This is a genomic window from Streptomyces sp. MP131-18 (genome assembly GCF_001984575.1).
GTDB lineage: Bacteria > Actinomycetota > Actinomycetes > Streptomycetales > Streptomycetaceae > Streptomyces > Streptomyces johnsoniae.
On the sequence record NZ_LZNS01000001.1, the window covers coordinates 5,370,620 to 5,394,964 of the forward strand.

Sequence of the window (24,345 nt, forward strand, 5' to 3'; positions counted from 1 at the left end):
TCCCGCCGACGGCCTCGCGGCTGCCGTCCGCACGGCTCGGTGTCCGGGCAGCAGACGGGCCTGTCGCCGATCGACCTGGGCCGTAGGTGGCGAGGCACCACGGCGAGAGAGCTCAGCCGGTCGCCGGATGGAGGTACACGTACGCGGTCGTCGGTGCAATCACCAGTCCGAAACCTGGCCCGACGTCCAGGGGCGCGAGGGGAAGATCTGTCACTCGGTCCTGGCCGGTACGGGCGTCGAGGATCAGCGCGCCGTTGTCGGTGGACCCGTAAACGGCCCCGTGACGTACCGCCGTGACGCGAAGGGAGATGCGGCCGGCTGTTTCGTCCGGAAGCCGCCACAGTTCCTCGCCGGACCGATCGTCGTACGCGATCACCTCCTCCCCGTACGGGGTCTGGCAGACGAAGGTTCCCTGACCATCGTGCGAGCAGGGCAATGACCGAGAGTCCGGGCCTCCCAGTTCAAGGATCTGCTCGCCGTCGCTGACGCGGAGAAGGAGTGTGCGCTCCGCGAAGTCCGGGTCCCGCGGGTCGTATTCGCGCGGCATACCGGCTTGGATCACGAAGAACGCCTCGTCCGTTGCCTCGGTCCCATTCACGGGTTCAGCCGGACCCCACTCCGTAAAGTCTCGGGGCGCGTCGGGCAAGCGCCACTGGGTGGAGCCGTCGGTCACCGCTCGGCCCTCCGGCGGCTCCTGGCCGCCGGCCTCGCCGGCCACCACGTGGCCGTCGAAGCCGTGGGGGAGGAACGACGGATCTTCCCACAGGACCTCGCCCTCACGGGCGGTCAGTACGGCCGTGTACGTCGCTGACATGTGCGCGGCCACCACGATGACATGCTCCGTGTCGGCGGCGAAGATGGATGGGAGGGGAGGACAGTGAGCCGGGGTCCCAATCACCGGTTGACGCGTTCGCGACTTCGGTCGTCCACACCGTCTCGCCTGTCTCCGTGTCCAGGGCCGCGACGTGTAGCGGGTACTGGGCCGCCTGGGTGCCGGTGCCCGCTTCTTCGGTCACGTAGGTGACGTACACACGTCCGTCCGATACCCCCGGCATGCCGAGCGCCGTTCCCCCGGCGGTGTCGAAGGAGGTCGACAGGCGTGGCTCGCCGGTGGCCAGCTCGTAGGAGAGAAGTGTTGTGCCGTTGTCCGTGTAGTAGATCGCGCTGTCATCGAAGACATACTCCTTCGATCTGTTCGTGCCCAGCGGTATGCCGTGCGCCTCGAACCCCATCGGTGGATCGAAGTCCGGCAGCACCGCCGGCTCCTCATGGGGGGCGCTGGGAGCTTCGCTGCCCACACTGCTACCGGTACGGTCCACGCCTTCGCCACCCCCGGAACACGCCGTGACCACCATGCTCATCCCGAGAGACAGCACGCAACATAATCACTTTCCCTCTCATGTTCATGTCAGAAGCGTAAGCGCAAGGCGACGCACCGCACTACCGTTTCCTCCGCTGCCCTGGGCCGGGACGTCGCTTCCGGCTGAAAGCCGCGTTCAGTGCCGCGGCGGGCGATCCGCGGCATCGAGTCGAGGTTCCGGACCAGGCGGCGATACGTGCCGTGGTCGTAGCCGCGGTCGCCGAGTACGGCTTCGGGGCGGCGCCGGGGCGGCACGGCCTCAAGGAGCGGGATCAGGGGGAGCTTGCTGCCGGTTCTGCCCCGGCCGGCAGGGCTTCGTCCGGTGTTGAAATCCCAATCGATCGAAAGAGTCGACGCTCGACCTTGGGCAGCAGCGGCTCGACCCAGCAGCCCCGGAGTTTCGTCAGGAGTTTCAAGGGCGTTGTCGGCGGTATCGGCCGGGGCTGTGGCGGCGGGCGGCCCACAGCACGGTGGTGCGGGTCATGACGAGTGATCCACCCCCGGTGAACACGACCCGTTTCGCGCCGCCGCCCAGCGCGGTCATGTCGGTGACAGTGAACGTAGACGACATCGTGGGGCCGAAGCCGCTTGTTGGTGCAGCCGACGCGCAGCGAGAGGCGTTGTTGCATATTCTCCGCGAGGCGCGCGGCGCACACCGGGATGCACTGTGTGCCGTCGCGTCTGAGGCGAGCCGGTTCACGGGCTGGCTGAACATCAGGTTTCTCAACGAAGCCGTCGGGCTCGCTGATGACGTTGAAGACAGCGCGTTGGTGGCGCAGGCGTATAACCTTAAGGGCAATATCGCATGGATGTCTCTGCCCATCGGACACGTTAACCTAAACCTTGGTAGGCACCGGAGTGCCGCAGAGCATCTACGGACAGGGCTTGACAGCTTGCCGCCAGAGCATCGCTACGCCTTGTGGACACGCGAGGCACGTGACGCTTTGGAAGAAGCCGAGAACGGAAAGCAAGGCGGGTCGTGGGGCAGTACGGGTTGGCGTGTGGTGGCGCTTGTGGTGCGCGGCGTGGCCGCTCGGGCGTGACCGGCCGGAGGCCGCAGCGCGCCAGTGGGCGCGTGCTCTTGAGCCAGTGAAGAAATTTCGGACCGGGATGCCCCCGGGCGGTTGGCGGCGTGCGGCCGGTGGGGCTCGGCGCAGCGCTGGTGCGCAGCGCTGCTGCGCAGGTATGCGTGGGGGACAGGTGTCGGGCGAGCGGGCACAGGCAGGGGCGGTCCAGCGTCGCCCCACCGGAAACTCCGGTGGGCGTAGGGACGTTCGAGCGACAGAACGGCCGGGAGACGGCCACCGTTAGCGCAACTTCTCCTCGCCGCGGGCGATGGTGGCGGCGTCCACCTCGACGGACACCAGCACCCCGGCGTTCACGACCGTCCCCCGCAGGCCGGAGAACAGGCGTGCAGCGGGTGGCCGTTCACGGTGGCGAGAACGCGGGAGCGTTCGCCGGGGCGGTGGCCGAGCCAGGTCCGGCACAGTACGCAGGCGGTCCCGGACCACTGCCGTGGCGAGAGGTCCCGTTTCAGGTCAAGTCCCATCAGCAGGACGGGCAGCGGCGCGTCAGGCACGGTGGCCTCCTTGGCCTCCCCGTGGCGGGAGGACGTGCCGCAGTGCTTCGAGCAGCACCGGCGGATCGGTCAGGCACGTCGGAGTCGGGCGGATCAGCCACCGGATCGCCGAGCCACCGGTCCACGGCCCCTCACACCACGCCGCGGGCGGCACGGCCCGCACCCGCGGCCCGCGCACGATGTCCACCCCCGGCGCCCGTTCCTCCCACCCCGCTGCCGCACCCGGCAGCACCAGCCACGTCAGCACGTCCGCGACCTGATCCTGAACGACCGGCCCCGACCGCTCCCGCAATCGCGAGACAACCCGCAACCCGACGAACGTCGGCAACTGCACCCCATCGAACCACCGCCCACACGGCAACGACTCCACACCCTCGCGCGGCAACCACTCGGGCAACCGATGAGCGCCGGTCACCGCGTCGATTCCTGTCCGGGCGCGCTCGACGTGCTGTGGCACGTCTTCCGCAGGGGGACGGGCGGCCCATACCAGTCGGGCCCGGCACCCGCCGCCGCGGCGGCGATGATCGCACGGCGTTGCCGCTGTCCGGGAGTACGGCGGGGGGTGTCCGGCATGATCGGCTGCTGTGATGCATCGTGTACGGAACGTCGTTATGCCGAGAACGGTATTGACGCGGCATCAGCGGCTCAATGACAGTTCCAGCGCACCGAATCCGAACTATCACAGGGCGTCACAAAGGCAGCCTGACCACCTCCGCGAGCTGCCGCATCGCCGGAGTCAGCGTGCGGCGGCGTTCCACGATCAACCGCACAACATCCTGCGCGTATCGCTGGTGCGGGAGCCACTGCGGGGCGTCATGGTGAATCCGGGCCAACGTCTCCACCGCTCGGCTGTACCGCCTCGTGCGGGCCTGCGCGTGCGCAACGTCGAGCAGGTGACGATTGCGGTTCCCGCTGGTCTTGCTCAGCTGCTCCACGCCGACCCCCTTCGAGAGCCGCAGCACCTCCTCCGGCCGGTCCCGCACCATTGCGTACTCCGCCCGCTGCATTGTTACCGTCGCCTCGGAGAACGGGTGGATCATGCCGACATGCGGCATTGTGAACGGCCGCCCCAAGTCCACTGCGGCGGCGCGCGCGTGCCGCAGCATGGCTGCGGCCTCCCCGGAACGGTTGTCTCGCGCGGCTGCGGCTGCTGCCCGGAGCAGCATCCACCCCCACATCGCGAGGTCGTGCGGTGCCGCTCTGGAGAAGCGAGGTTCCACCTCGTCCGCCCAGGACGTGGCCAACTGCCGAGTCTCGTCTACTTGTCCGCGCCGGAGCAGGAGCCAGCAGCGGATGTTGACCACGGAGACGCTGTGAGCCAGATCGGGGGCGTCGCGCTCTGCGTCATCAACCTGGCCGTCATCGTCAGCACGTCAGCTCGCAGGGCGACGCCTTCGGGTGTGAGGTCGGCCAGAACGTGAGCGTCCCGAATGAGGGGTGGGAGAAGGGCGGCGAGGCCGGCGAACTCGCCTGATTGGTAACCGCGGCGGGCGGCCGCTACCGCTGCCTGCACGCCCTGAACGGTGGGGCTCTCGGCGATGTCCGAGAGCGTCGTCGCGCTCACGGCGTCGCGGACTTCATCCCATTGCGCGGAGGGTTCAGGGGGAATTCCCTGACGGTCGCCGTCGCTGGTGATCAGGGCGGTGGTGGTGGTGTCGAGGACGCGGGCGATGCGGTGCAGCGTCTCCAGCCGCGCGTCCTGCCTCTCGTTCTGCTCGATCTTGGTGATGAGGGAGTAGGACACGCCGCTTTCGCGGGCGAGGTCGCGTTGTGACAAGCCAGCACGCTTGCGCGCCTTGCGCAGCCTGTCGCCGATGGTGTCGGGCATGACAGTACGGCTCCCGTTCTGACGAAGACACTCGGAACGGTACTCCCGCCGCAACCGGGCCAACAGCGAACGACCCCGCCTCTCACCGGCGGACCGTTGTGCGGTCCGGGCTCCAAGGAAGCGGCCCGCGCCGACGACCGCGAGGCGGGCCCAGCCTGCTTCGCGGGGCGCGTGGCTCGCTGCGGCCCCCGTGGGACTTTTCGAGTAGACGTCAGCCGGAGCGATGCAAGCATGCTGGGCGGGTGAAAATTACCTATATCGGACCGAGCGGGGTACTCTGGCCGGCCGCGGGGGCAAGCTGTCCGAGGGTGAAGAAGTCGTTGGAATCTCCGTCTCGTTGATCCGGAAGGCGATCGCGAATGGCGTCATCTAAGCGGAAGATGATTGAGGAGTTTCAGGCCGAGGCATTCCGCCTGGAAACTCTCGATAACTACGGCGTCTCTCGGCTGGAGGGGCACCTCCGTGCCTTCTTGAACGGCGAGCCGCGGCCCGAAGAGTTCTTGAACTCCCCGTGGGTCTCGACCGTCCGCCGGGCCGTGCGGAGCGGTAAGCGGATGTACCGGGTTCACATCCTCTCGCGTCCGCTGACCGACTATCTCCGCTACGAACTCGGTTGGGGTGACCGCCGGAACATGGCTGCCGGAGAAGAGTTCTTCATTCTCGACACCACGTACCAGCCGAATCCCCTGGAAGGGGTGGGCGACTTCTGGATGTACGACGAATCCACCGTGGAAGTCATGAAGTACGAGGATGGCGGACAGTACATCGGTTCAGAAACCCTCCCGCCGGAGAGAGTGCCTGAGTTTGTCGAGTACCGCGACATCGCTCTGAGCCGGGCCGTACCGTTCGGCGAATGGTGGGAGAGGTACCGGGAGTGAACAGGCGCGGCAGCGCCTACGTGCCCGGGGCGGCGAGTGACTTCAGGGTGGTGAGCAGTGGGGGCCAGGCGGTGCTGAGGGGGTCGATCAGCTCGAAGTGGCCGGCGCCGGGCGCCCGCAGGAGCCGGGCGGTGGGGTGGGCGGTGGTGTAGGCCGTGCTGAGTGCGGGGGGTACGCGGATGTCGTCCGTGCCGTGGGCGAGGACGACCGGGGTGGTGGGGGCGGGCAGCCGCACGGGGTCGAGTGCGGCCGCGTCGTCCGGTGGGCCGCCGAGGAAGTCGGCGACCGCGCCGTCGTCCAGGTCGAGCCGGTGTGCCAGCCGCAGGTCCGCCACCGGCGCCAGGGCCAGCGTGCCCGCGAGCCCGTCCGGTGGGTGTGCCGCGGCGGCCCACAGGGCCAGGTGGCCCCCGGCCGAGTGCCCCACCAGCAGGATGCGGCCGTCGAACGGGGCGCCCGCGGCGGCCACTTCGCCCGGCAGCCGGTCGAGCGCCGCGCGTATGTCGGCCGTGGTGGCGTGCGGGTCGCCGGGCTCGCGCCGGTACTCGACGGACGCGGCCGTCCAGCCCGCGCCGCGCAGCGCGGCGGCCATCGGGCGGGTGTGCTCGCGGTCGTACTCCGGCCGCCAGAACCCGCCGTGGATCAGCAGCAGCAGCGGGCGCCGCGCGGCCCGTTCGTCGCCGGGCCAGCCGTCGGCCACGTGCGCCGCGCCATTCCCGTAGCGCAGGTGCAGCGGGGGCGGGGGCGCGGGTCTGGTCAGCACGGAACGGTCTTCCCCCACCACGGCCCTCCCTGTCGCCTGCGGCCTCGCCGCCCACAGTAGCCGCCGCACCGCGAAGTGCCAGGGCAGCGGCGGGAGTTCCGGCACGGTTTCGGTCCTTTCGCCGCCTTGACACCGTGCGGCCACGCACACAAACTCGGCGCCGAGGCCCTCGGAGAGCGCTCTCCGAACGTGCCGCGCCCTGTTCACCCCCACTCAGGAGCCCCCCATGACCTCAGCTGACGAGCAGCCGCGCCCGCCTTCGCGCCGTTCCGTGACCGGCCTCGGCGCCGCGGCCCTGCTCGCCGCGGGACCCGTGCTCGCCGCGGGCGCCGGCGGCGCCGCCGCCGCCCCGGCCGCCCCGGCCGCCCCCGCGCGCCGCGCGCCCGCGCGGCCCTCCGCGGTGCCGCCGACCGACCCGCGCAACCCCGACTTCGGCCCGAGCGTCCTGGTGTTCGACCCGGGCATGTCCGCGGCGGAGATGCAGAGTCGCGTGGACGCCATCTCGGCCCAGATGCACACCAATCAGTTCGGCACCGAACGGCACGCGGTCCTGCTGCGTCCCGGCGCCTACGACCTCGACGTCAACCTGCGCTTCTACACGCAGATCATCGGCCTCGGGCTCCACCCGGACGACGTCACCGTCAACGGTCACGTCCGGGTCGAGGCCGACTGGCTCCAGCAGGGCGACGACCCGAACAACCTGGGGAACGCCACGCAGAACTTCTGGCGCGGCGCGGAGAACTTCTCCGTCAGCGTCCCCGCCGGCGAGATCGAGCGCTGGGCGGTCTCCCAGGCCGCGCCGTACCGGCGCATGCACCTGCGCGGCATCGGCGTTCAGCTGTGGAACGGCTACGACGGCTGGGCCAGCGGCGGCCTGCTCGCCGACTGCAAGGTCGACGGCGTGGTCGAGTCCGGCTCGCAGCAGCAGTGGCTGACCCGCAACAGCGACCTCGGCGCGTGGAACGGGTCGGTGTGGAACATGGTGTTCGTCGGCTCCACGGGCGTGCCGGGCCAGCACTTCCCGAACCCCTCGCACACGGTCGTCGACCGGACGCCCGTGATCAGGGAAAAGCCGTTCCTGTACGTCGACGACTCCGGCGCCTACCACGTGTTCGTCCCGGCGCTGCGCCGCGACGCGTCCGGGTGCAGCTGGAACGGCGGCGCGGCGGCGGGCGAGTCGATCTCGCTCGCCGACTTCTTCGTGGTCCGGATCGGCACCCCCGCCGCGACGATCAACGAGGCGCTGGCGGAGGGCAGGCACCTGCTGTTCACGGCCGGGGTGCACCACCTCGACGAGGCGCTGCTCGTCGAGAACCCGGACACCGTGCTGCTCGGTATCGGCCTGGCCACGCTGGTGCCGGACACCGGGCAGCCGGCCATCCGCATCGCCGACGTGGACGGCGTGAAGGTCGCGGGCATCCTCATCGACGCGGGCGCGGTCAACTCCCCGACGCTGATGGAGGTCGGCCCCGAGGGCGCCTCGGCGGGCCACGCCGACAACCCGACCTCCCTGCACGACGTGTTCTTCCGCGTCGGCGGCTCGCATCTGGGCCGCGCCTCGGTCAGTCTCACCGTCAACAGCAACCACGTCATCGGCGACCACCTGTGGGTGTGGCGCGCCGACCACGGCAATTCGGGCACGTGGGGGTGGACGGTGAGCACGGGTGCCAACGGCGTGGTGATCAACGGGGACGACGTGACGATGTACGGGCTGATGGTCGAGCACTACCAGGAGTACAACACCGTCTGGAACGGTAACGGCGGGCGGACGTACTTCTTCCAGAACGAGCTGCCCTACGACCCGCCGGACCAGGCGGCCTGGGGGTCGAGCGGCAACGGCAGCCTCGGCTGGGCGGCCTACAAGGTCGCCGACTCGGTCACCAGCCACGAGGCGTGGGGCGTCGGCAGCTACTGCTTCTTCAACGTCAATCCGGGCGTCGTGGCGAGCCGCGGCTTCGAGGTCCCCGACACGCCGGGCGTGCGGTTCCACGACCTGGTGACGGTCTCCCTCGGCGGCGTCGGAACGATCAACCGCGTCATCAACGAGACCGGCGGCACCGCGAACACCGGAACGCAGGTCCAGTACTGGGTCGACTACCCATAGGGCCGCCGCCCGCCCCGGCCGCCGCCCGCCGCCCGGGGGCCGCGCACCCGCCCGGCCCAGCAGAACTCGTCCCGCGGGCGGCGGGCGCGCACGCTTGAGGAGGACAGCAGCCACACCGCAGGCGGTGACGGACCATGACCGCGTACGGCTACCACGCCTCGCACGAGCAGTTCGCCCCGGCCGAGCTGCTCACTCTGCTGCGCGCCGCGCAGGACGCGGGCTTCGCCACCGGCATGTGCTCGGACCACTTCGCGCCCTGGAGCGCGCGCCAGGGCCATTCCGGGCACGCCTGGGTCTGGCTCGGCGCGGCCCTGGCCACCACCCAGCTGCCGATGGGGGTGGTCACCGCGCCGGGGCAGCGCTACCACCCGGCCGTGCTGGCCCAGGCCGCGGCGACGCTGGCGCAGCTGTTCCCCGGGCGGCTGTGGCTCGCGCTGGGCACCGGGCAGGCGCTGAACGAGCACATCACCGGCGAACGCTGGCCCGCCAAGGAGGTGCGCGCCCGCCGCCTCGCCGAGTGCGTCGAGGTCATGCGGGCGCTGTTCGCGGGGGAGACCGTGTCGCACGAGGGTCTGGTGCGCGTGGACCGGGCGCGCCTGTGGTCGCTGCCGGCGCTGCCGCCGGTGCTGCTCGCCGCGGCCGTCACCCCGGCGACGGCCGCCTGGGCGGCGGGCTGGGCGGACGGCCTCGTCACGATCAACCAGCCGGACGAGGGCCAGCGGCGCACGCTCGCCGCCTACCGGGAGGCGGGCGGGCGCGGCCCGGCCGTGCTCCAGGCGCACCTGTCCTGGGCACCCTCCCGCGAGGCGGCGCTGCACGCGGCGCTCGACCAGTGGCGCGAGGCGGTCCTCGGCAGCGACGTCGGCTGGGAGCTGCCGCTGCCCGAGCACTTCGAGCAGGCGGCCCGGCTGATCGACGCGCACCAGCTGGAGCCGTTCGTGCACGTCTCCGACGACCTCGGCGCGCAGGCGGCGTGGCTGGCCCGGCAGGGCGAGGCCGGGTTCGACGAGGTGATGCTGCACCAGGTGGGCACCGATCAGCTGCGGTTCATCGAGGCGTTCGGCGCGGACGTGCTGCCGGAGCTGAACGCGTGACGGCCGCCCCGGCGGAGTACCCGCCGCTCGGCGAGCTGGCGTTCCTCTCCGACTGTCACACCGCCGCCCTGGTGGGCCCGGATGCCGCGGTGGTGTGGATGTGCGCGCCGCGTTTCGACTCCCCGAGTGTTTTCGCGCGGCTGCTCGACCGGCGCGCGGGCGGCGCGTGGGAGCTGACGGTCGACGGCGCGGGGCCGCCGGAGCAGGAGTACGCCGGGCCGACGCTCGTGCTGCGCAGCCGCTGGAGCACGCCGGACGGCGCCGCCGTCGCGCACGACTTCCTCGCCGCGGCCCCGCCGGGGGCGGGCGACGCGCGGAGCATCGTGCCCGGCGGGGTGCTCGTCCGGCTGCTGACGTGCGAGCGCGGGCAGGTGCTGGTGCGGCACCGGGTCGACGCGCGGCCCGACTACGCGCGGCGCGCCGCTTGTTGGGAGACGTCGGCCCGGGGCACCGGGGCCGTCCTTGAGGAGGGTGCGGGCCTGTGGCTCGACGCGGTGGCCGACGGCGGGGAACGGCCCGTGCCGCGCGAGTCGGCGGACGGCGTGCTGGCCTTCGAGACGCGGCTGCGCGAGGGCGGCGCCCTCGCCGTCACGCTCGGCCACAACGGCGCGTGGCGCGGCCCGTTCGATGTGGCGACGGCCCGCCGCCTGCTGGACGAGACGCTGACGGCCTGGTGCGCCTGGTCCGGCCGCGACCCGTACCGCGGGCGGCACGGGCCCGAGCAGGTGCGGCGTTCCGCGCTGGTGCTGCGCGGCCTGATGTCCAGCGACACCGGGGCGCTGATCGCGGCGCCGACGACGTCCCTGCCGGAGTGGCCGGGCGGCGAACGAAACTGGGACTACCGCTACTTGTGGCACCGCGACGCCGCCCTGGTCGTCCTGGTGCTGATGCGGCTCGGCCATCGCGCGGAGGCGGGCAAGTACCTGCGGCTGCTGCTGCGGCACTGCACGGCGGCCAGGGGCGACCTCACGCCGATGCTCGACATCGACGGCGGCACCGGCGTTCCCGAGACGGTCCTCGATCACCTGGCGGGCTACCGGGGTTCGCGGCCGGTGCGGATCGGGAACGACGCGGAGCAGCAGCGGCAGCTCGACGTCCATGGGCAGATCCTGGACGCGGCGCTGGTCCACCAGCAGGTGACGGCGGGCACCCGGGACGCGCTGGGCCCCGGGGAGCTGTCCACGCTGTTCACCGTGGTGGACGCCGCCTGCCGGGTCTGGCGGGAGCCGGACGACGGGATCTGGGAGGTGCGCAACGGGCCGCGGCACTGGACCAGTTCGAAGCTCTACCTGTGGGTGTGCCTGGACCGCGGCATCCGGCTGGCCGAGCTGACGGGCGGAGCCGGTCCTGACACGCGCACCTGGCGGGCGGAGCGGCAGAAGCTGCGCGAGGAGATCCTGACGCGCGGCTGGAACGAGGCGGCCGGAACGTTCGTGCAGTCCTACGGGGCGCGGCACACGGACGCTTCGCTGCTGCGCCTGCCGCTGCTCGGCCTGCTGAACGGCCGGGACCCGCGCGTGGCCGCGACCCTGGATCGCGTCGACGCGGAACTCGGCGAGGACGGCTGGCTGGTGCACCGCTACGACCCGGCCGCCACCGGGGACGGCCTGGCGGGGCCGGAGGGCGGCTTCCTGCTCTGCTCGTTCGACATGGTGTCGGCGCTGGTCCTCGCGGGCCGCCGGGCGGAGGCGCGGGAACGCTTCGACGCGCTGTGCGCCCGCGCGGGGCGCTTCGGCCTCTTCGCCGAGGAGATGACGGCCGACGGGACGATGCTGGGCAACTACCCGCAGGCGTTCACCCATCTCGGCCTCATCGAGGCGGCGATGAACCTGGACGCCGCCGAGGACGAGGAGGCCCTGCACGCGTGGGCCAACAGGACCGCGGGGGTCAGTCCGCGTCCGGGGCCGTGAACAGGGCGGCGTCGGCGGAGTCGGTGACGCGCGCGGCCATGTTCCGTTCCATCATGCGCAGCGCGGCGTCGGCGAGGTCGGCGTGGATGTGCGCCACGGCGTCCCTGACCACGCTGATGCGCAGGCGCCTGATGTGGGCATCGAGGGCGGAGTAGAGCACGCACTGCTCGGTGACCTGTCCGGTGAGGACGACGTGCCGGACGCCGTGCTGGGAGAGCAGGAATTCCAGCGGGGTCTCGTAGAACGCGGAGTGGCGGGCCTTCACCACGAACATCGAGCCGTCGTCGGGCCGCACCGGCTCCACCAGGTCGCCGTGCGGCCCGCGCAGGGCCGCGTCGAGCAGCTCGTCGTGCTGGGAGCGCCAGCGGCCGAAGTTGTCGTTGACATAGATGACGTCGATGCCCTCCGCCCTGGCGCGGTGGATGGTGCGGCGCAGTCCGGGCAAGGCGGCGCGCACCGAGGGGAGCAGCAGCTCGGCGTCGGCGTGGCGGTAGGTGTTGATCATGTCGGTGACGATGAGTGCTGTCCGGTTCATACCGAAGATTCTCCCCCGTGGGGGTCGCCGGTCGGGGGTTGATCGTGTGCCGGCCTCGGGTACCGTGGGGCGCGCGGAGGTCACGGGGATGTCGACAGAGCCGGTCACGGGCGCGAGCCTGAGCACGGAGCAGGCCGTTCGGGCGATGCTCCTGACGCTGCCGCGCCTCGTCTCGCGCGCCAAGCGGACCCCCGTTCCCGAGCGGCTGCGCTCCCTGCACCTCGCCCCGCGGCACCTCACGCTGCTCTCCTGCCTGCTGTTCGACGGGCCCACTCCCGTCAAGGATCTCGCCGCCCGCCTCGAAGTCGCCCCGACCACCGTGAGCCTCCTGGTCAGCGACCTGCAACGGCAGGGCGTCGTGCAGCGCCGCTCCGACCCGGGCGACCGCAGGCGCACCATCGTCTCGCTCACCGGCGACCCGGCCACCCGCGCCGCCATCGACGCGTGGCTCGCCGCGGGCGCGCGCGCCTGGCGCACGGTCTTCGACGGCCTGACACCGCAGGAGCGCGCCACGTTCGTCCGGGCGATCCAGGCGTACGAGGCGGAGGTCTCGGCACCGCCGCCCGAGGAGGCGCGGAACGACGGCTGAGCCCCTGCCGCCCGGCGGTCCGGGATCGGCGTGCGGCGTGCGGCGTGCGGTACGTTCGGTCCCCGGCTCCGGGCCGACGGGGCCGCAGTACGCACACCGGCAGGAGGCGCGGCATGACGGCACCGCTCGACACCGACTGGGCAGCGGTCTTCGACGCGCTCGGGCACCGTTCGGCAGGGCCGATCGGCCAGGGCATGGAAGGCGTCGTCCACCGCCTCGACGGCGGGCTGGTCGGCAAGGCGTGGACGGGCCCGCACGGCGCGGGCGGCCGGCGCCTGCCCCGGCTGAGCGCCTTCTACGAGGAACTGGCCGCACAGCACCTGCCGTTCGCCACCCCCCGCATCGTCGCCCGCCACGAACACCGCGGTATCGCGGTCAGCATCGAGCACGAACTGCCCGGCACGCCGCTGACCGAGGCGCACGGGCTGTCCGACGCCACCGTGGAGGAGGCGACGGCCACGGTCGTCACCGCCCTGGCGGGCACCGAGGCGGGCCCGGCCGCCCGCGCCCTCTCCGCGCTCGGCGAGGACACGCCGCTGTGGGCCGGGCACGCCGACTGGCCCGCTGCCCTGGCCGCCCTCGTCCGGCGCCGCGCCGCCGCGTTCCACACCGTACTCGCCGCCGCCGTACCGGACTTCGACACGGCACTCGACCGTCTGCTGCACCGGCTGGAACGCCTCACCGCCCGCGGCGCCCGCGGCGGCGAGGCGATCCTGCACGGCGACATCTGCCCGGAGAACCTGCTGGTCGACGCCGCCGGACGGGTCACCGCCGTCCTGGACTGGGGCTTCTTCACCACCGCCGGTGACAATGCCTTCGACGCGTCCACCGCGGCCGGCTTCCGCGACATGTACGGGCCGGCGGCCGCGCGGCGGGACGCGTCGCTGCTGCGCCGCTTCGAAGCGCTCGGCCACGACCGCGAACGGCTCCTGATCTACCGCGCCGCCTACGCCGTCGCGGGGGCCAACGCCTATGGAGCGGACGGGAAGGACGGCCACTTCGCATGGTGCGCCGCCGCCCTGCGCCGCGACGACGTCCGGGCGGCACTCGGCCTCCACGGCCGGACCGCGGACTGAGCCGCCGCCCCCGCACCCCGCCGCCCTGATGCGGGCGCCGGGGTGCGGGGTGCGGGGGTGCGGGCTCTTCGGAGGTGTCAGCCGGTCTCGCTCGCCGAGGAACGCGGCGGGACCGTGAGCACCTTGCCGTCCGAGAAGGTCACCGTCTGTTCGGCGTCGCCGTAGTTGTGCGCGGCGTACGTGACGGTGTCACCGTTCGCGAAGGCCGCCGCCGTCGGGCTGTCCGCGGTGACCGACGTGTCGGGCGCGCCGATTGCGTCCAGGGTGTAGATCCAGTGGTAGACGTGCGCCCAGGACTCGCCGGCCTCCGGCTCGTACGTGCCGCCGCCGTCGCCGTCGTACGCGGCCCTGGCCGCGGCCGGATCGCCGAGCGCCTGGAACTCCCAGAGGATCTCCTTCCACTCCACCGGCGGCCCGCCGTTCTCCTCCACCAGCTCCTCCAGGTTGCGGGCGATGGCGTCCTTGTCGCGGGCCAGGTGCAGCGAACCGCCCGTCACCGGAAGCACGTTGATGCCGTGGATCTCCTCCGGGTTGCCGGTCCACCAGGTGGCGTGCGCGGCGCCGTTGCCCCACACCATGCCGACCGTGTTGTGCTGGTACTCGGCCGGGAAGTTCGCCTCGTCCCCGTCGAACCAGTACTGCCTGATCGCCTCCGACTCGGTGGTGAGCAGGTAGACGCCCAGGTCCCGCAGGGCGGTGTCGCCGGTGGCGGAGCCCCACATGATCAGGCCCGCGCTCAGATTGACCGACTCCGAGGACGACTCCTGGTTGTTGCCGGCCGCGAAGCCCTGGTGCCCGGAGGCCCAGCTGTGCCCGGCGTAGACGTCGAAGCCGCGCAGGAACGGGTAGCGGTCGTCGCCGCGCTCCGGGTTCGCGGCGTCGCCGATCAGCTCCTCGACCATGCCGCCCCAGGCCGACTCGGCCGCCCAGGCCGGGTCGTACTGGGCCACCGTGGCGGCGGCGAACACGAAGTAGGAGTAGTGGAAGTGATGGTCGTTCAGCTCGCGGTCGCTGCCGTAGGAGGCGGGATAGCCGGTGAGTGTCCGCCAGTCCGCGTCGTAGGCGAAGCCGGTGTCGCCGCCCGCGGTGAACCACTCCTCCAGGCGCGACTTCATCGCGTCGAGCAGCGTGTCGCGCGCCTCGGTCGCGCCGATCTGGTCGGCGATCGGCACCACCTGGGCGAGCCGGCCGAACGCCTTGCCGCTCCAGTAGGTGTCGCCCACGGCGATCTCGGCGGAGGCGGCCACCTCGTTGACGAACGCGGTCAGTTGCGCGGTGTCGGGCCCGTCACCGGCCGGCAGCGCGGGCAGCACCCCGGTGACGGCCTGGGAGGTGGTGAACGCGTTCCCGTTCCGCACCTTCATCGTGCCGCGCGGCGAGACGTACTCGTAGGCCGTCAACTCGTCCGCGGTGTGCTGCCACTGGTGCGGGTAGAGGGCCTGGATGGTGCCGGTCTCCTCGCCCTCCCTGGCCTCGGTGGTGAGGGTGTACGTCGCGTTCACGGTGCCGCCCGCCTCGTCGTAGTCCCACTCGACGGTGGAGCCGGTGACGAAACTGTAGGCGTACTGGGCGAATTCGGCCAGCGCGCCCCGCTCGGGCAGGACGGCGACCGAGTAGTACTCCTGGCCGCCCAGGTCGGAGGTGATCGTCGACCCCGAGACCTGCCAGGTGCTGCCGCCCGGCGCGAACAGCGCGTAGTCGTGGCCCGCGACGGTGATGCCGAGCACGCTGCCCTCGTCGGAGAAGACCTCCGGCGCGGCGGATGCGGTGATCTGCGCGTTGCCGCCGGTGGCCTCCGCGTACACGTACGGGCTGCCGTGGCCGATGGTGGCGCGGAAGGTGTGACCGGCGTCCTCCCAGTAAGGGCTGACGGTCCAGTCGGACCAGCCGTCGGCCTTCGTGTCGGGGGAGTTGAGCCCGGCGACGCCGAGGGTGAGGTCGGCCTGGTGCGGGAACTCGTAGGAGACGCCGTCGCCGACGATGTTCGCCTGGGTCGGGTAGCCGACTTCGAGCCCGTCGGCGACGGCGCGGTAGCTGAGGGGGTGCCCGAACATGGGCTGGGAGTACGGGTTGTCGCCGTACCGCTTGAAGACCAGCGAGGACCACCAGTCGTTGGTGGGCACCGGCTGACCGGCCATGGCCTCGGTGACCTGCGGCGTGACCGGGTTGCCCTGGTTGTCCTCGGGTCCGGCGGTACCTTCCGGCCTGGTGTCCGAGTAACTGCCGCTGCCGACCGGTATGTCCGCGGCGGTCGCGGAGCCGGGCACCAGCGCCAGTCCGGCCAGCGCGGTGGCCGCGGCGGTCAGCATCAGCGCGATACGTCTGGTGGGGGTCGGGGGCCTCATGTGCTGTTGCACCTCGCAACCGGTGGGGGGACGGGCTGAGAGCGCTCTCACGTACGCGGTCGAACCTAGGGATCGGCAAATTTTGTGTCAATGCTTCGCACGGGAACCGGACCGGAACCGGCTGCTCGCAGTGACCCGCATCACAGCCGGCTCCTGTCAGCAATCGGGGCGCCATCTCGTTCAAAGGCCACGCGAACGAGACAGGGAGCAACGTGATGAAGCACCGCATCGTCGTACTCGGCGCCGGATACGCCGGGGCCTTCGCCGCCGGCAACCTGGCCCGCCGGCTCTCCCCCGCCGACACCGAGATCACCGTCGTCAACGCCGTGCCCGACTTCGTTGAGCGGATGCGGCTCCACCAGCTCGCGAGCGGCCAGGACCTCGCGCTCCGCAAGCTCGCCGACGTGTTCGCGGGCACCGGGGTGCGGCTGCGCCTGGCGCGCGTCACCGGCATCGACCCCGAACGCAAGACCGTCGCCGTTACCGACGAGGACGGTGATGGGGATTCCGGCGTCGACGACGAACTCGCGTACGACACGCTGATCTACGCGCTCGGCAGCTCCGTGGCCCACCGCGGCGTCCCCGGCGCGGCCGAGTACGGCTTCGACGTGACCAGCCGGCCTTCGGCGCTGCGGCTGCGCGAGCGGCTGGGCCGCCTGGGCGCGGGCGGCACCGTGCTGGTCGTCGGCGAGGGGCTGACCGGCATCGAGAGCGTCACCGAGTTCGCCGAGTCCCGGCCCGACCTGTCGGTCGCGCTCGCCGCCCGCGGCGAGCTGGGCGCCTGGCTCTCCCCGAAGGCCCGCAGTCACCTGCTCCGGGCCTTCGACCGGCTCGGCATCACCGTTCACGAGCACACCGGCATCGAAGCCGTCGAGCCGGTACGGGCGGTCGCCACCGACGGCACGTCCATCCCGGCCGATGTGACCGTGTGGTCGGCCGGGTTCGTCGTGCAGCCCATCGCGGCGGCCAGCGGCCTGGAGGTCGCCGGGACCGGCCAGATCGTCGTCGACCGCACCATGCGCTCGGTCTCGCACCCGGACGTCTACGCCGCCGGTGACAGCGCCTACGCGATCGGCGACAACGGCCTGCCACTGCCGATGTCCTGCGCCTCGGCCGGCTTCACCAACATGCAGGCGACCGCCGCGATCATCGCGCGTCTGACGGGCAGCAAGGTCCCGACCACCGGCCTGAAGTACCAGGGCAACCACATCAGCCTCGGGCGGCGGGACGCGATCATCCAGATGGTGGACCGGGACGTCCGTGCCAAGTCCTGGTTCCTGGGCGGCCGCACCGCCGCGCGGGTCAAGTCGGGCGTGCTCATGGGGGCCGGTTGGAGCATCGCCCATCCGACCTTCGGCATGCCGAAGCGCAAGCGCCGCCTGGCCACCGTGCCCGACCTGGCCGAGGTGAGGGGTGCCGCATAGGCTGTTCCGCATGGACAGGGCAGCCGTCGATCGGTTCGAGGCCAGCCGGGGCCGGCTGGCCTCGCTCGCGTACCGTCTGCTCGGCTCGGCCGCGGACGCCGAGGACGCCGTGCAGGACACGTTCCTGCGCTGGCAGGCCGCGGACCGCGAACGGGTCGAGGTGCCGGAAGCGTGGCTGACCAAGGTCGTCACCAATCTCTGCCTCGACCGGCTCCGTTCGGCGCAGGCGCGGCACGAGCGGGCGGCCGGTGCCCGGCTGCCCGAGCCGCTCCTCCAGGGCGACCCGATGCTCGGCCCGGCCGACACCTTCGAGCAGCGCGAATCGGTGTCCCTGGCCGTACTGACCCTCTTGGAGCGCCTCTCGCCGGTCGAGCGGGCCGTCTACGTCCTGCGGGTCGCCTTCTTGTACAGCCACGCCGAGATCGCCGGGATTCTCGACATCACCGAGTCCGCGAGCCAGCAGCACGCCCACCGGGCCCGGTCCCGGGTCCGGGACGTCGCCGGACGCCGCCGCGGCGGCGAGGCCGACCCCGCGTCGGCGCGCCGGGTCGTCGAGGAGTTCCTCACCGCCGCCATGTCGGGGCGCACCGAACGGCTGGTGGCGCTGCTCACCGACGACGCGACGGCGATCTCGGACGGCGCCGGGCTGAGCAAGCGGCTGGTGCGGTACGAGACGCGCGAGCGGGTCGCCTCCTTCGCGCGGGCCGGCTTCAAGCCCACGCCGGCGAAGCGGCGGCTGGCCGGCGGCTCGCCCGCGATGCATATCGCAGTGGTCAACGGCTCCCCGGCCGTCGTCGCCGTGGTCGACGACCGGGTCGTGGGCATCGTGGCGTTCGAGATCGGCGACGGCAAGGTCGCGTCGATGCACGGCATCGCCGCCGCGGACCGGCTCGGGCGCCTCAACGAGGCCTGGCGGCGGAACGACCCCGAGGCGCCGGTCATCAACGCGTGGTGACCACAGCCACAGCCACAGCCACAGCCGCCGGGAGCCGGAACGGCGGCCGCCGTCACGAACGGTGTTGCAGCCAGAGCGTGATGAGGCTGACGACGCCGGTGCCGGCGCTGTAGTACAGGCCGTTCACGAAGTGGCGCCCGGCACCGCGGTGGCACCGCAGGGCGCGCCGGCCCAGCCGGCGCAGGCGCCCGCGGCCGTCGGGGTAGTCGGGGTCCGGTTCGTATCCCATATGCGCTCTCCTTCACGTGCGCTCGGTGGCGCGCCCCGTGGCCCGCCTGTCCGCCCGGCGACGGCGGCCGGCCGTGCCGATTGTCAGTGGCTGGCCGCGTCGTGCAGGCGTTCGGCCAGGCGGCGGTCCGGGCGGACCACGATCCGCCCGTCGTGCGGCGAGCAGGCGGCCAGGCGTTCCACCTCCGCCTCCAGCGAGGCGGGGACCCGTATCGCGGGCCGGTCCCTGCGCGTGTAGCGGGCGAACACTTCGAGCACCTGGTAGAAGCCCTCGACGGGCGGCACGACCCGCGCCCCGGCCAGCGCCGGACGTTCCTGACTGGCCTCGTTCAGCCAGTGCCGCGACTCCCGTTCCTCGCCGAGGCGCAGGTGGAGCAGGTGCAGGCAGTAGGCGGCGGTCCGGTGCCCGGCGCCCGCGGCCAGTTGCCACCAGAACTGGGCGCTCTCCAGCCGCTCGGTGAGGTACAGCAGCGCGGCGAACACCACGGTGCCCTCGATGTCCAGTTGCTCCTCCGCGGTCTGGCGGCTGGCGGCCGGATCGTCGACCAGCCGGGCGAAGTGGTCGGCCGCGTCGGGCTGGTCGAGCACCCACTGCGAGATGCGGCGCAGCCGCTGCCGCGCCTGTTCCGCCTCGCTCGCCCCCCGGTCCGCCGCCGCCGTGGCGGCGGCCCTGGCGGCGGCGACGTCGGCGGCCAGGCGCCGGAGCGCGGCCCCGACGTCGAAGCGGGACGCCGCGGACGCCGCCGCGTGGGTGGGCGTGATCCTGGCTGCGTCCAGGAGGTCGTCGATCCGGACGGTCATCCCCGTTGTCCCCCGTTGTCCTCGTCCTGTTGCGAGTCCTGTTGCGCGGCCTGTTGCGCGTCCTGTTTCGATAAGCCGTCCGGCAGGCCCAGGCACACCCGCAGGTGTTCCTTGGCGCGGCGGACGTGATGGTCGACGGTGCGTTCGTGCAGGTCCATGAACCACGCGATGCGCCGGGTGCTGTAGCCGAGCACGTAGCGCAGCACGATCACGTCGAACTGCCGCGGCGGCAGCTCGGCCATCGCCGCGTACAGGCCCATGCTGCTGTGCATCACCCGGAACTGGTCGCGCGTCGCCCGGAGGGCCTGCTGGACGGCGCCGTTGAGGATGAACGCCGCCGGCCGCCGCTGCCGTTCCAGCTGCTCGGAGACGGTGCGCCGCACGATGGCCCACGCGCACCGGCCCAGGTTCCGTTCGCGGAGCAACTCGTCCCAGTGGTCGATTATTTCCACGAAGGCCATGTGGACCGCCTCCTCGGCCGACCTGCGGTCGCCCAACTGGGCCTGGGCGTAGGCGTGGTACATCTCCTGGTGCGTCAGGTAGAACGCCTCGGCCTCCAGGGGCAGGTCGAGCGGGGTCTCCACCGGTGTGTTCGCCCGTCGCGCGGGGCCCGGTTCGGGAGGGCGGCCGTCTTCGGATGCGCCGTTCGTCATCACCGCACCCCCCGCTCCTGCGACCGTCCGCCGAGAAGCGGCTGATGCTGCCGGACGTCGGTGCTCCTCTTCATCGATCCCTCTTCGTCGCGGGTCGTCGGGGTCGGCGCCGTCTCACGCGCAGACGGAGAGCGGGCGCCCGGGGCCGCGTTGCGTTGGCCTTGAGTACCACCTAATCGATATTGGGAGTCGAACACGCATCTGTGGCTCAGAAAAAATCACCACACGATCATGAACGGTCACCGGCCGTAGGTTCCGTGAGCCGGAACGTCGCCGGGAGCAACCGTCTGACCTGCGGATGTATGGGCACGCTCAGCGCTCGGCACCTCAAGCCGGACATACGTGTGGCGTGCGTCACGTGAAGTTCCGGGCCCGCGACGGGATGTGACGGCGACGTGTTCCGCTTGCCCTGGAGTGCGGTCCAATGCGTAGCTTCGGCCCATGACCACTCCACAGCGGAAGACCGGCTCCGGTTTCGGGGCGCACAGCACCACCCGGGACGTGCTGCGGGGAACCGGCCTGTCCGGCAGGCTCGCCGTCGTCACCGGCGGCCACGCGGGACTCGGCCTCGAAACGACGCGCGCGCTGGCCGGTGCCGGGGCCCGGGTCGTGGTGCTCGCGCGGCAGCCGGACGCCGCCCGCGAGGCGGTCGCCGGTCTCGAAGGCGTCGAGGTGGACCGGACCGACCTCGCCGACCAGGACAGCATCGCCGCCTTCGCCGCGCGCTTCCTCGCCGCCGGCCGCCCCATCGACATCCTGGTCAACAACGCCGGGATCATGGCCTGTCCCGAGACGCGCGTGGGGCCCGGCTGGGAGGCCCAGTTCGCCACCAACCACCTCGGCCACCACGCCCTGACGAACCGGCTGTGGCCCGCCCTCGCGCGGCGCGGCGCGCGCGTGGTGTCCGTGTCATCGAACGGCCACCAGCTGTCGGACGTGCGCTGGGACGACGTGCACTTCGCGCGCGACTACGACAAGTGGGCGGCGTACGGGCAGGCGAAGACGGCCAATGCCCTCTTCGCCCTGCACCTGGACGCGCTGGGCCGCGACGCCGGGGTGCGCGCGTTCTCGGTGCATCCGGGCACCATCATGACCGGTCTCGGGCGGCACATGTCGCGGGAGGAGCTGGCCGATCTGACGGCGAGGATCGACGCGGCCGGGACGAACACCGGCTGGAAGACGGCGGAGGAGGGCGCGGCCACCCAGGTCTGGGCGGCGACCTCACCGCGGCTCGCGGGCCTGGGCGGCGTGTACTGCGAGGACTGCGACGTCGCCGAGCCGGCCGCGCCCGGCACGGTCCTCGGCAGCGGCGTGAGCCCCTGGGCCGCCGACCCCGCGCGGGCCGCGCGGCTGTGGCAGCTGTCGGCCCGGCTCACCGGCGTCGACGCGTTCGCCCCGGCGTCCTGAGCCCGCGCCCGTGCCCCCGCGGGCCGTCACAGGTGCCGGTCGAGGAAGCGCGTGAGCTCCGCCCGCGCGATCTGGGAGCCGAACCCGCCCCAGTTGATGTCGAACATGTGCTCAGTGAAAGGGAGTTCGACGAGGCGGTGCGGGACGCCCGCGTCGGCGAGCCGTCCGGCGAACCTGCGGTTGTCGTCCGCGGTGTTCAGCAGATCCCAGCCGCCCTGGAGCAGCAGGGTGGGCGGCAGGCCGGGCCGCACGTGTGTCACGGGCGAGGCGGCCCGGTACTCCCGCGGCTTCTCCTCGGCCGTTCCGCCCATCATCTCCTCGTTCGACCGGGCCAGTTCGTCCCCGATCGGCGAGTGCCGCTGGCGCCAGGGCAGGGCGGGGGCCTGCGGCGTCAGGTCGGTGACCGCGTACCACGCGAGGACGGCGCCCACGTCCTGGCCGGTGCCGGGCCCGGCCGCCGGGCAACTCGGCTCGATGTCGCCCGGCGGGGTGTAGGCGGCGAGGAGGCCGATGAGCCCGCCGGCCGACTGTCCCATGACGGCGATGCGCTCCGGGTCGCCGCCGTAGCGCGCGGAGTTGGCGGCGGCCCAGCCGATCGCGCACATCACGTCCGCGACCGGCGCCTGCCAGTCGCCGGGCGGGAAGAAGCGGTAGTCGACGTCGATCACCAGATATCCCTGATCGGCCAGCCATGCGTCCCAGCGCGGCAGCATGCTCTGCGGCTCGTCCTCCGCCCCGCCGTGCACGTTGATCACGACGGGCAGCGGGTCGCCGTCCGCCGGGCGGTCGCTCGGCTCCCACACGTCGAGGAGCAGGTCCTCCCCGCCGGGGGAGGCGTAGGCGATGGTCTCCGGCTCCCGGTCGGCGGTGACCGCCAGGCCGCCGGTGACGTAGTCGCGCAGGGACAGGCCGATGCCGTGCGCCTGCGCGGTCCGCCACGCGGCGGCCGGCGGGAGCAGTGCGGCGGTGGCCGCCAGGGCGTTCACCGCGAGCAGCGCGGTGGCCGCGCGCCGCAGGCGAGGGCCGGGCAGCCCGCGCGCGAACGCGGCCGACGCGCAGCCGACACCGCAGAGCACGGCGAGGAAGAGGCTGAACTCCAGTGCCAGCAGGCCGAATTGCCAGGCGGTCCAGGAGGGCGCGGGGAGGAGCACCAGTCCCGCGGCGAGCAGGGCGGTGGTTGCGGTCGCGGCGGCGGACAGGAGGCTGGCCCACCGCAGGGCGGTGCGGGCGCGCGGGAGGGTGCCGGGCATCGAAGACCTCCGGATGAGAATACGAACGTATCGATACGATCGTATGCCAACGTGAGGGTGCGAGAGACTGGGGGCATGCCCAGACCGGTCGACAAGGACGCGCGACGCCAGGACGTGGCGGCGGCCCTCTTCCGCATCGCCGCGCGCGAAGGGCTGGGCGCGGTCAGCATGCGCACGGTCGCCGCCGAGGCCGGGTTCTCGCTCGGCGCCGTGCAGCGGTACTTCCGTTCCAAGGACGAGATGCTGCGCTTCGCCCTCGACCTCGCCGTCTCGGCCAACCGCGAGCGCCTCGCCGGCATCGCCGCCGGCTCCGGCCGGCCGGCCTTCCCCGAAGCGCTTCGGCAGGCGCTGCTCACCTTCCTCCCCACCGACGCCCAGCGGCTCGCCGAGGCCAGAATCTGGATCGCCTTCTTCGCGGAGGCCGCCGTCAGGCCGGACTTCGCCGAGGTCGTCGGTGAGCTGGACACCGAGGCACGCACCCGGCTGCGCCGGGTCCTCACCGCCGCGGCGGAGGCCGGCGAGGTCGACCAGGACCTGGACCCGGACGCCGTGGCCGAACTCGTCCTGGTCCTGATCGACGGACTGCTCTCCGCCGCGGCCCGCCACCGCCCCGGGGCCTCCCTGGACCCGCAGCGGGCAGCCATCGACGCCGCCGTCGCGGCCCTCACCCGCGGCCCCGGGCGGGAGGCGTAGGGGCGTGGGCCCGCCGCGGCGCACGGTCGGCGTCCCGACGTCTCTTCGGCCGGCAGCGCTTGCCACGCTGCCTCCCACTCCTGGGACGAAACGATCGGCCGCAGCGTCATGGATTTCCTCGTTACCCCACGGCGCGGCCGATGAGTTTGTGGCTCCCGGCCGGTCAGAGCTGGTGACATCCCAGGAAAGGACACCGCCATGTCGGAGCTTCTCGTCGACTTCATCACCTCCCTCGACGGCCACGCATCGGGAGAGGGATGGCCCGGGTTCTGGGGTCTCGAAGGCCCGGAGTACCTCGCATGGCTCGGCGAGCAGCCCGAGGCCACCCACCTGATGGGAGCGAACACCTACCGCCTGATGTCGGGCTTCGCCGCCGGCGAGGTCCCGAGTGGCCAAGACGAGTTCAGGCCCGAGGAAGAGGCGTCCGTCGAGGAGCTCACGCAAGCGTCCAAGGTGGTGTTCTCCTCCTCACTCGCGGAGCCACTGACGTGGGCCAACTCCACGCTCGTCCGCGACGATGCCGTCGAGGCGGTCCGCGCCATGAAGTCGAGTGGCTCGGGGCTCCTCAGCACGATCGGCAGCCTGAGTCTGTGCCGGTCCCTGCTGCGAGCCGGACTCGTCGACCGCTTCCGGGTCGTGATGTTCCCGGTGATCACCGGGGCCACGGGCGCGGAACGCATCTACGACGGCTATCCGGACGTCGCCCTCGAGATGACCGAGCACCGCACCTTCGACGGCCGCATCCAGCTGGTCGAGTACAAGCCCCGCGTGCTCGAGCACCCGCCGCTCGGCGCCCCTGCGTGACCTCGCCCCGTCCGCCGGTCCCGTCCGCCGGTCCCGTCCGCCGGTCCTGACCGCCGGTCCTGACCGCCGGTC

General features: G+C 72.2%; 24 protein-coding genes and 1 pseudogene. 12 read left to right on the forward strand and 13 right to left on the reverse strand.

Annotated features, from left to right (window positions below):
* Window positions 1-112: 112 nt before the first annotated feature.
* From STBA_RS24305 to STBA_RS38995, 3 genes and pseudogenes are all read right to left on the reverse strand, one after another.
* Window positions 113-829: a PQQ-binding-like beta-propeller repeat protein gene (locus STBA_RS24305; RefSeq protein WP_077061272.1), complete on the reverse strand. Its 717-nt coding sequence runs from the start codon at window positions 827-829 to the stop codon at window positions 113-115.
* Window positions 777-1,256: a PQQ-binding-like beta-propeller repeat protein gene (locus tag STBA_RS24310; protein WP_171987777.1), complete on the reverse strand. Its 480-nt coding sequence runs from the start codon at window positions 1,254-1,256 to the stop codon at window positions 777-779. Before STBA_RS24310 ends, STBA_RS24305 begins: the two co-directional genes overlap by 53 nt.
* A 245-nt stretch (window positions 1,257-1,501) precedes the next feature.
* A pseudogene (locus STBA_RS38995) lies at window positions 1,502-1,636 on the reverse strand (IS5/IS1182 family transposase); the annotation flags it as partial.
* A 227-nt stretch (window positions 1,637-1,863) separates the two neighbouring features.
* On the opposite strand from STBA_RS38995, the gene STBA_RS37280 reads away from it, so the two are divergent.
* Window positions 1,864-2,403: a hypothetical protein gene (locus STBA_RS37280; protein ID WP_143659564.1), complete on the forward strand. Its 540-nt coding sequence runs from the start codon at window positions 1,864-1,866 to the stop codon at window positions 2,401-2,403.
* A 335-nt stretch (window positions 2,404-2,738) separates the two neighbouring features.
* On the opposite strand, the gene STBA_RS24315 is transcribed toward STBA_RS37280, so the two are convergent.
* The 3 genes from STBA_RS24315 to STBA_RS38385 form a co-directional block, all read right to left on the reverse strand.
* On the reverse strand, window positions 2,739-2,939 hold the full coding sequence (locus tag STBA_RS24315; protein WP_077061274.1) for a hypothetical protein: 201 nt from the start codon (window positions 2,937-2,939) through the stop codon (window positions 2,739-2,741).
* Between the two features lie 689 nt (window positions 2,940-3,628).
* Window positions 3,629-4,183 carry a hypothetical protein gene (locus tag STBA_RS38380; RefSeq protein WP_216355959.1) on the reverse strand — a complete coding sequence of 185 codons (555 nt, stop codon included), beginning with the start codon at window positions 4,181-4,183 and terminating at the stop codon, window positions 3,629-3,631.
* 14 nt (window positions 4,184-4,197) lie between these two features.
* Window positions 4,198-4,767 carry a helix-turn-helix transcriptional regulator gene (locus tag STBA_RS38385; RefSeq protein ID WP_216355960.1) on the reverse strand — a complete coding sequence of 190 codons (570 nt, stop codon included), beginning with the start codon at window positions 4,765-4,767 and terminating at the stop codon, window positions 4,198-4,200.
* Window positions 4,768-5,147: 380 nt separating this feature from the next.
* On the opposite strand from STBA_RS38385, the gene STBA_RS24330 reads away from it, so the two are divergent.
* Complete coding sequence (locus tag STBA_RS24330) at window positions 5,148-5,645, forward strand: DUF6879 family protein (protein WP_253194955.1); 498 nt, start codon at window positions 5,148-5,150, stop codon at window positions 5,643-5,645.
* A gap of 16 nt (window positions 5,646-5,661) precedes the next feature.
* Here STBA_RS24330 and STBA_RS24335 read toward each other — a convergent pair whose 3' ends face one another.
* Window positions 5,662-6,510, reverse strand: a complete 849-nt coding sequence (locus STBA_RS24335) for an alpha/beta hydrolase (RefSeq protein ID WP_216355961.1) — start codon at window positions 6,508-6,510, stop codon at window positions 5,662-5,664.
* Window positions 6,511-6,631: 121 nt separating this feature from the next.
* On the opposite strand from STBA_RS24335, the gene STBA_RS24340 reads away from it, so the two are divergent.
* The 3 genes from STBA_RS24340 to STBA_RS24350 all read left to right on the forward strand — a co-directional run bounded on the left by STBA_RS24340 (window position 6,632) and on the right by STBA_RS24350 (window position 11,513).
* Window positions 6,632-8,509 (forward strand): hypothetical protein, encoded by a 1,878-nt coding sequence (locus tag STBA_RS24340; RefSeq protein ID WP_077061277.1) that lies wholly within the window; start codon window positions 6,632-6,634, stop codon window positions 8,507-8,509.
* 134 nt (window positions 8,510-8,643) lie between these two features.
* A complete protein-coding gene (locus STBA_RS24345) occupies window positions 8,644-9,603 on the forward strand; it encodes a TIGR03885 family FMN-dependent LLM class oxidoreductase (RefSeq protein ID WP_077061278.1) in 960 nt (319 codons plus the stop codon).
* Window positions 9,600-11,513 (forward strand): glycoside hydrolase family 15 protein, encoded by a 1,914-nt coding sequence (locus tag STBA_RS24350; protein ID WP_077061279.1) that lies wholly within the window; start codon window positions 9,600-9,602, stop codon window positions 11,511-11,513. Before STBA_RS24345 ends, STBA_RS24350 begins: the two co-directional genes overlap by 4 nt.
* Here STBA_RS24350 and STBA_RS24355 read toward each other — a convergent pair.
* A complete protein-coding gene (locus STBA_RS24355; RefSeq protein ID WP_077061280.1) occupies window positions 11,491-12,048 on the reverse strand; it encodes an isochorismatase family cysteine hydrolase in 558 nt (185 codons plus the stop codon). The two genes, STBA_RS24350 and STBA_RS24355, sit on opposite strands and share 23 nt — an antisense overlap.
* An 88-nt stretch (window positions 12,049-12,136) precedes the next feature.
* On the opposite strand from STBA_RS24355, the gene STBA_RS24360 reads away from it, so the two are divergent.
* Both STBA_RS24360 and STBA_RS24365 read left to right on the forward strand, forming a co-directional pair.
* Window positions 12,137-12,637 (forward strand): MarR family winged helix-turn-helix transcriptional regulator, encoded by a 501-nt coding sequence (locus STBA_RS24360; RefSeq protein WP_077061281.1) that lies wholly within the window; start codon window positions 12,137-12,139, stop codon window positions 12,635-12,637.
* A 113-nt stretch (window positions 12,638-12,750) separates the two neighbouring features.
* The gene (locus STBA_RS24365; protein ID WP_077061282.1) at window positions 12,751-13,713 is read left to right on the forward strand and encodes an aminoglycoside phosphotransferase family protein; all 963 of its coding nucleotides are present in this window, start codon (window positions 12,751-12,753) and stop codon (window positions 13,711-13,713) included.
* A 77-nt stretch (window positions 13,714-13,790) separates the two neighbouring features.
* Here STBA_RS24365 and STBA_RS24370 read toward each other — a convergent pair whose 3' ends face one another.
* Window positions 13,791-16,022, reverse strand: a complete 2,232-nt coding sequence (locus tag STBA_RS24370; protein WP_253195273.1) for a glycosyl hydrolase — start codon at window positions 16,020-16,022, stop codon at window positions 13,791-13,793.
* Between the two features lie 251 nt (window positions 16,023-16,273).
* On the opposite strand from STBA_RS24370, the gene STBA_RS24375 reads away from it, so the two are divergent.
* Complete coding sequence (locus STBA_RS24375) at window positions 16,274-17,482, forward strand: FAD-dependent oxidoreductase (RefSeq protein WP_077061284.1); 1,209 nt, start codon at window positions 16,274-16,276, stop codon at window positions 17,480-17,482.
* A 10-nt stretch (window positions 17,483-17,492) separates the two neighbouring features.
* Window positions 17,493-18,437: a sigma-70 family RNA polymerase sigma factor gene (locus STBA_RS24380; protein ID WP_077061285.1), complete on the forward strand. Its 945-nt coding sequence runs from the start codon at window positions 17,493-17,495 to the stop codon at window positions 18,435-18,437.
* Between the two features lie 52 nt (window positions 18,438-18,489).
* Here the strand turns inward: STBA_RS24380 and STBA_RS37980 are convergent, their stop codons facing one another.
* The 3 genes from STBA_RS37980 to STBA_RS24390 form a co-directional block, all read right to left on the reverse strand.
* Window positions 18,490-18,666, reverse strand: a complete 177-nt coding sequence (locus STBA_RS37980) for a hypothetical protein (protein WP_171987778.1) — start codon at window positions 18,664-18,666, stop codon at window positions 18,490-18,492.
* A gap of 83 nt (window positions 18,667-18,749) precedes the next feature.
* The gene (locus tag STBA_RS24385; protein WP_077061286.1) at window positions 18,750-19,466 is read right to left on the reverse strand and encodes a hypothetical protein; all 717 of its coding nucleotides are present in this window, start codon (window positions 19,464-19,466) and stop codon (window positions 18,750-18,752) included.
* Entirely contained in the window at window positions 19,463-20,050 is a 588-nt protein-coding gene (locus STBA_RS24390; protein ID WP_253194957.1) for a sigma-70 family RNA polymerase sigma factor, read from the reverse strand. Before STBA_RS24390 ends, STBA_RS24385 begins: the two co-directional genes overlap by 4 nt.
* A gap of 510 nt (window positions 20,051-20,560) precedes the next feature.
* Here STBA_RS24390 and STBA_RS24395 point away from each other — a divergent pair.
* Window positions 20,561-21,526, forward strand: a complete 966-nt coding sequence (locus STBA_RS24395; RefSeq protein ID WP_077061288.1) for an oxidoreductase — start codon at window positions 20,561-20,563, stop codon at window positions 21,524-21,526.
* 26 nt (window positions 21,527-21,552) lie between these two features.
* Here the strand turns inward: STBA_RS24395 and STBA_RS24400 are convergent, their stop codons facing one another.
* Window positions 21,553-22,776 carry an alpha/beta hydrolase gene (locus tag STBA_RS24400; protein ID WP_077061289.1) on the reverse strand — a complete coding sequence of 408 codons (1,224 nt, stop codon included), beginning with the start codon at window positions 22,774-22,776 and terminating at the stop codon, window positions 21,553-21,555.
* A gap of 75 nt (window positions 22,777-22,851) precedes the next feature.
* Between STBA_RS24400 and STBA_RS24405 the strand changes: the two genes are divergently transcribed.
* Window positions 22,852-23,469: a TetR/AcrR family transcriptional regulator gene (locus STBA_RS24405; RefSeq protein ID WP_077061290.1), complete on the forward strand. Its 618-nt coding sequence runs from the start codon at window positions 22,852-22,854 to the stop codon at window positions 23,467-23,469.
* Between the two features lie 198 nt (window positions 23,470-23,667).
* On the forward strand, window positions 23,668-24,273 hold the full coding sequence (locus STBA_RS24410) for a dihydrofolate reductase family protein (RefSeq protein ID WP_077061291.1): 606 nt from the start codon (window positions 23,668-23,670) through the stop codon (window positions 24,271-24,273).
* The last annotated feature ends 72 nt before the right edge of the window (window positions 24,274-24,345 follow it).

Excerpts from the sequence above, each read along its gene's own strand:
- STBA_RS24405 (WP_077061290.1), top strand. The coding sequence starts at position 22,852 with ATGCCCAGACCGGTCGACAAGGACGCGCGACGCCAGGACGTGGCGGCG.
- STBA_RS24370 (WP_253195273.1), bottom strand. The coding sequence starts at position 16,022 with ATGCTGACCGCCGCGGCCACCGCGCTGGCCGGACTGGCGCTGGTGCCC.
- STBA_RS37980 (WP_171987778.1), bottom strand. The coding sequence starts at position 18,666 with ATGGGATACGAACCGGACCCCGACTACCCCGACGGCCGCGGGCGCCTG.
- STBA_RS24340 (WP_077061277.1), top strand. The coding sequence starts at position 6,632 with ATGACCTCAGCTGACGAGCAGCCGCGCCCGCCTTCGCGCCGTTCCGTG.
- STBA_RS24400 (WP_077061289.1), bottom strand. The coding sequence starts at position 22,776 with ATGCCCGGCACCCTCCCGCGCGCCCGCACCGCCCTGCGGTGGGCCAGC.
- STBA_RS24380 (WP_077061285.1), top strand. The coding sequence starts at position 17,493 with ATGGACAGGGCAGCCGTCGATCGGTTCGAGGCCAGCCGGGGCCGGCTG.
- STBA_RS38385 (WP_216355960.1), bottom strand. The coding sequence starts at position 4,767 with ATGCCCGACACCATCGGCGACAGGCTGCGCAAGGCGCGCAAGCGTGCT.
- STBA_RS24345 (WP_077061278.1), top strand. The coding sequence starts at position 8,644 with ATGACCGCGTACGGCTACCACGCCTCGCACGAGCAGTTCGCCCCGGCC.
- STBA_RS24355 (WP_077061280.1), bottom strand. The coding sequence starts at position 12,048 with ATGAACCGGACAGCACTCATCGTCACCGACATGATCAACACCTACCGC.
- STBA_RS24330 (WP_253194955.1), top strand. The coding sequence starts at position 5,148 with ATGATTGAGGAGTTTCAGGCCGAGGCATTCCGCCTGGAAACTCTCGAT.
- STBA_RS24360 (WP_077061281.1), top strand. The coding sequence starts at position 12,137 with ATGTCGACAGAGCCGGTCACGGGCGCGAGCCTGAGCACGGAGCAGGCC.
- STBA_RS24410 (WP_077061291.1), top strand. The coding sequence starts at position 23,668 with ATGTCGGAGCTTCTCGTCGACTTCATCACCTCCCTCGACGGCCACGCA.
- STBA_RS24395 (WP_077061288.1), top strand. The coding sequence starts at position 20,561 with ATGACCACTCCACAGCGGAAGACCGGCTCCGGTTTCGGGGCGCACAGC.
- STBA_RS24375 (WP_077061284.1), top strand. The coding sequence starts at position 16,274 with ATGAAGCACCGCATCGTCGTACTCGGCGCCGGATACGCCGGGGCCTTC.
- STBA_RS24385 (WP_077061286.1), bottom strand. The coding sequence starts at position 19,466 with ATGACCGTCCGGATCGACGACCTCCTGGACGCAGCCAGGATCACGCCC.
- STBA_RS24365 (WP_077061282.1), top strand. The coding sequence starts at position 12,751 with ATGACGGCACCGCTCGACACCGACTGGGCAGCGGTCTTCGACGCGCTC.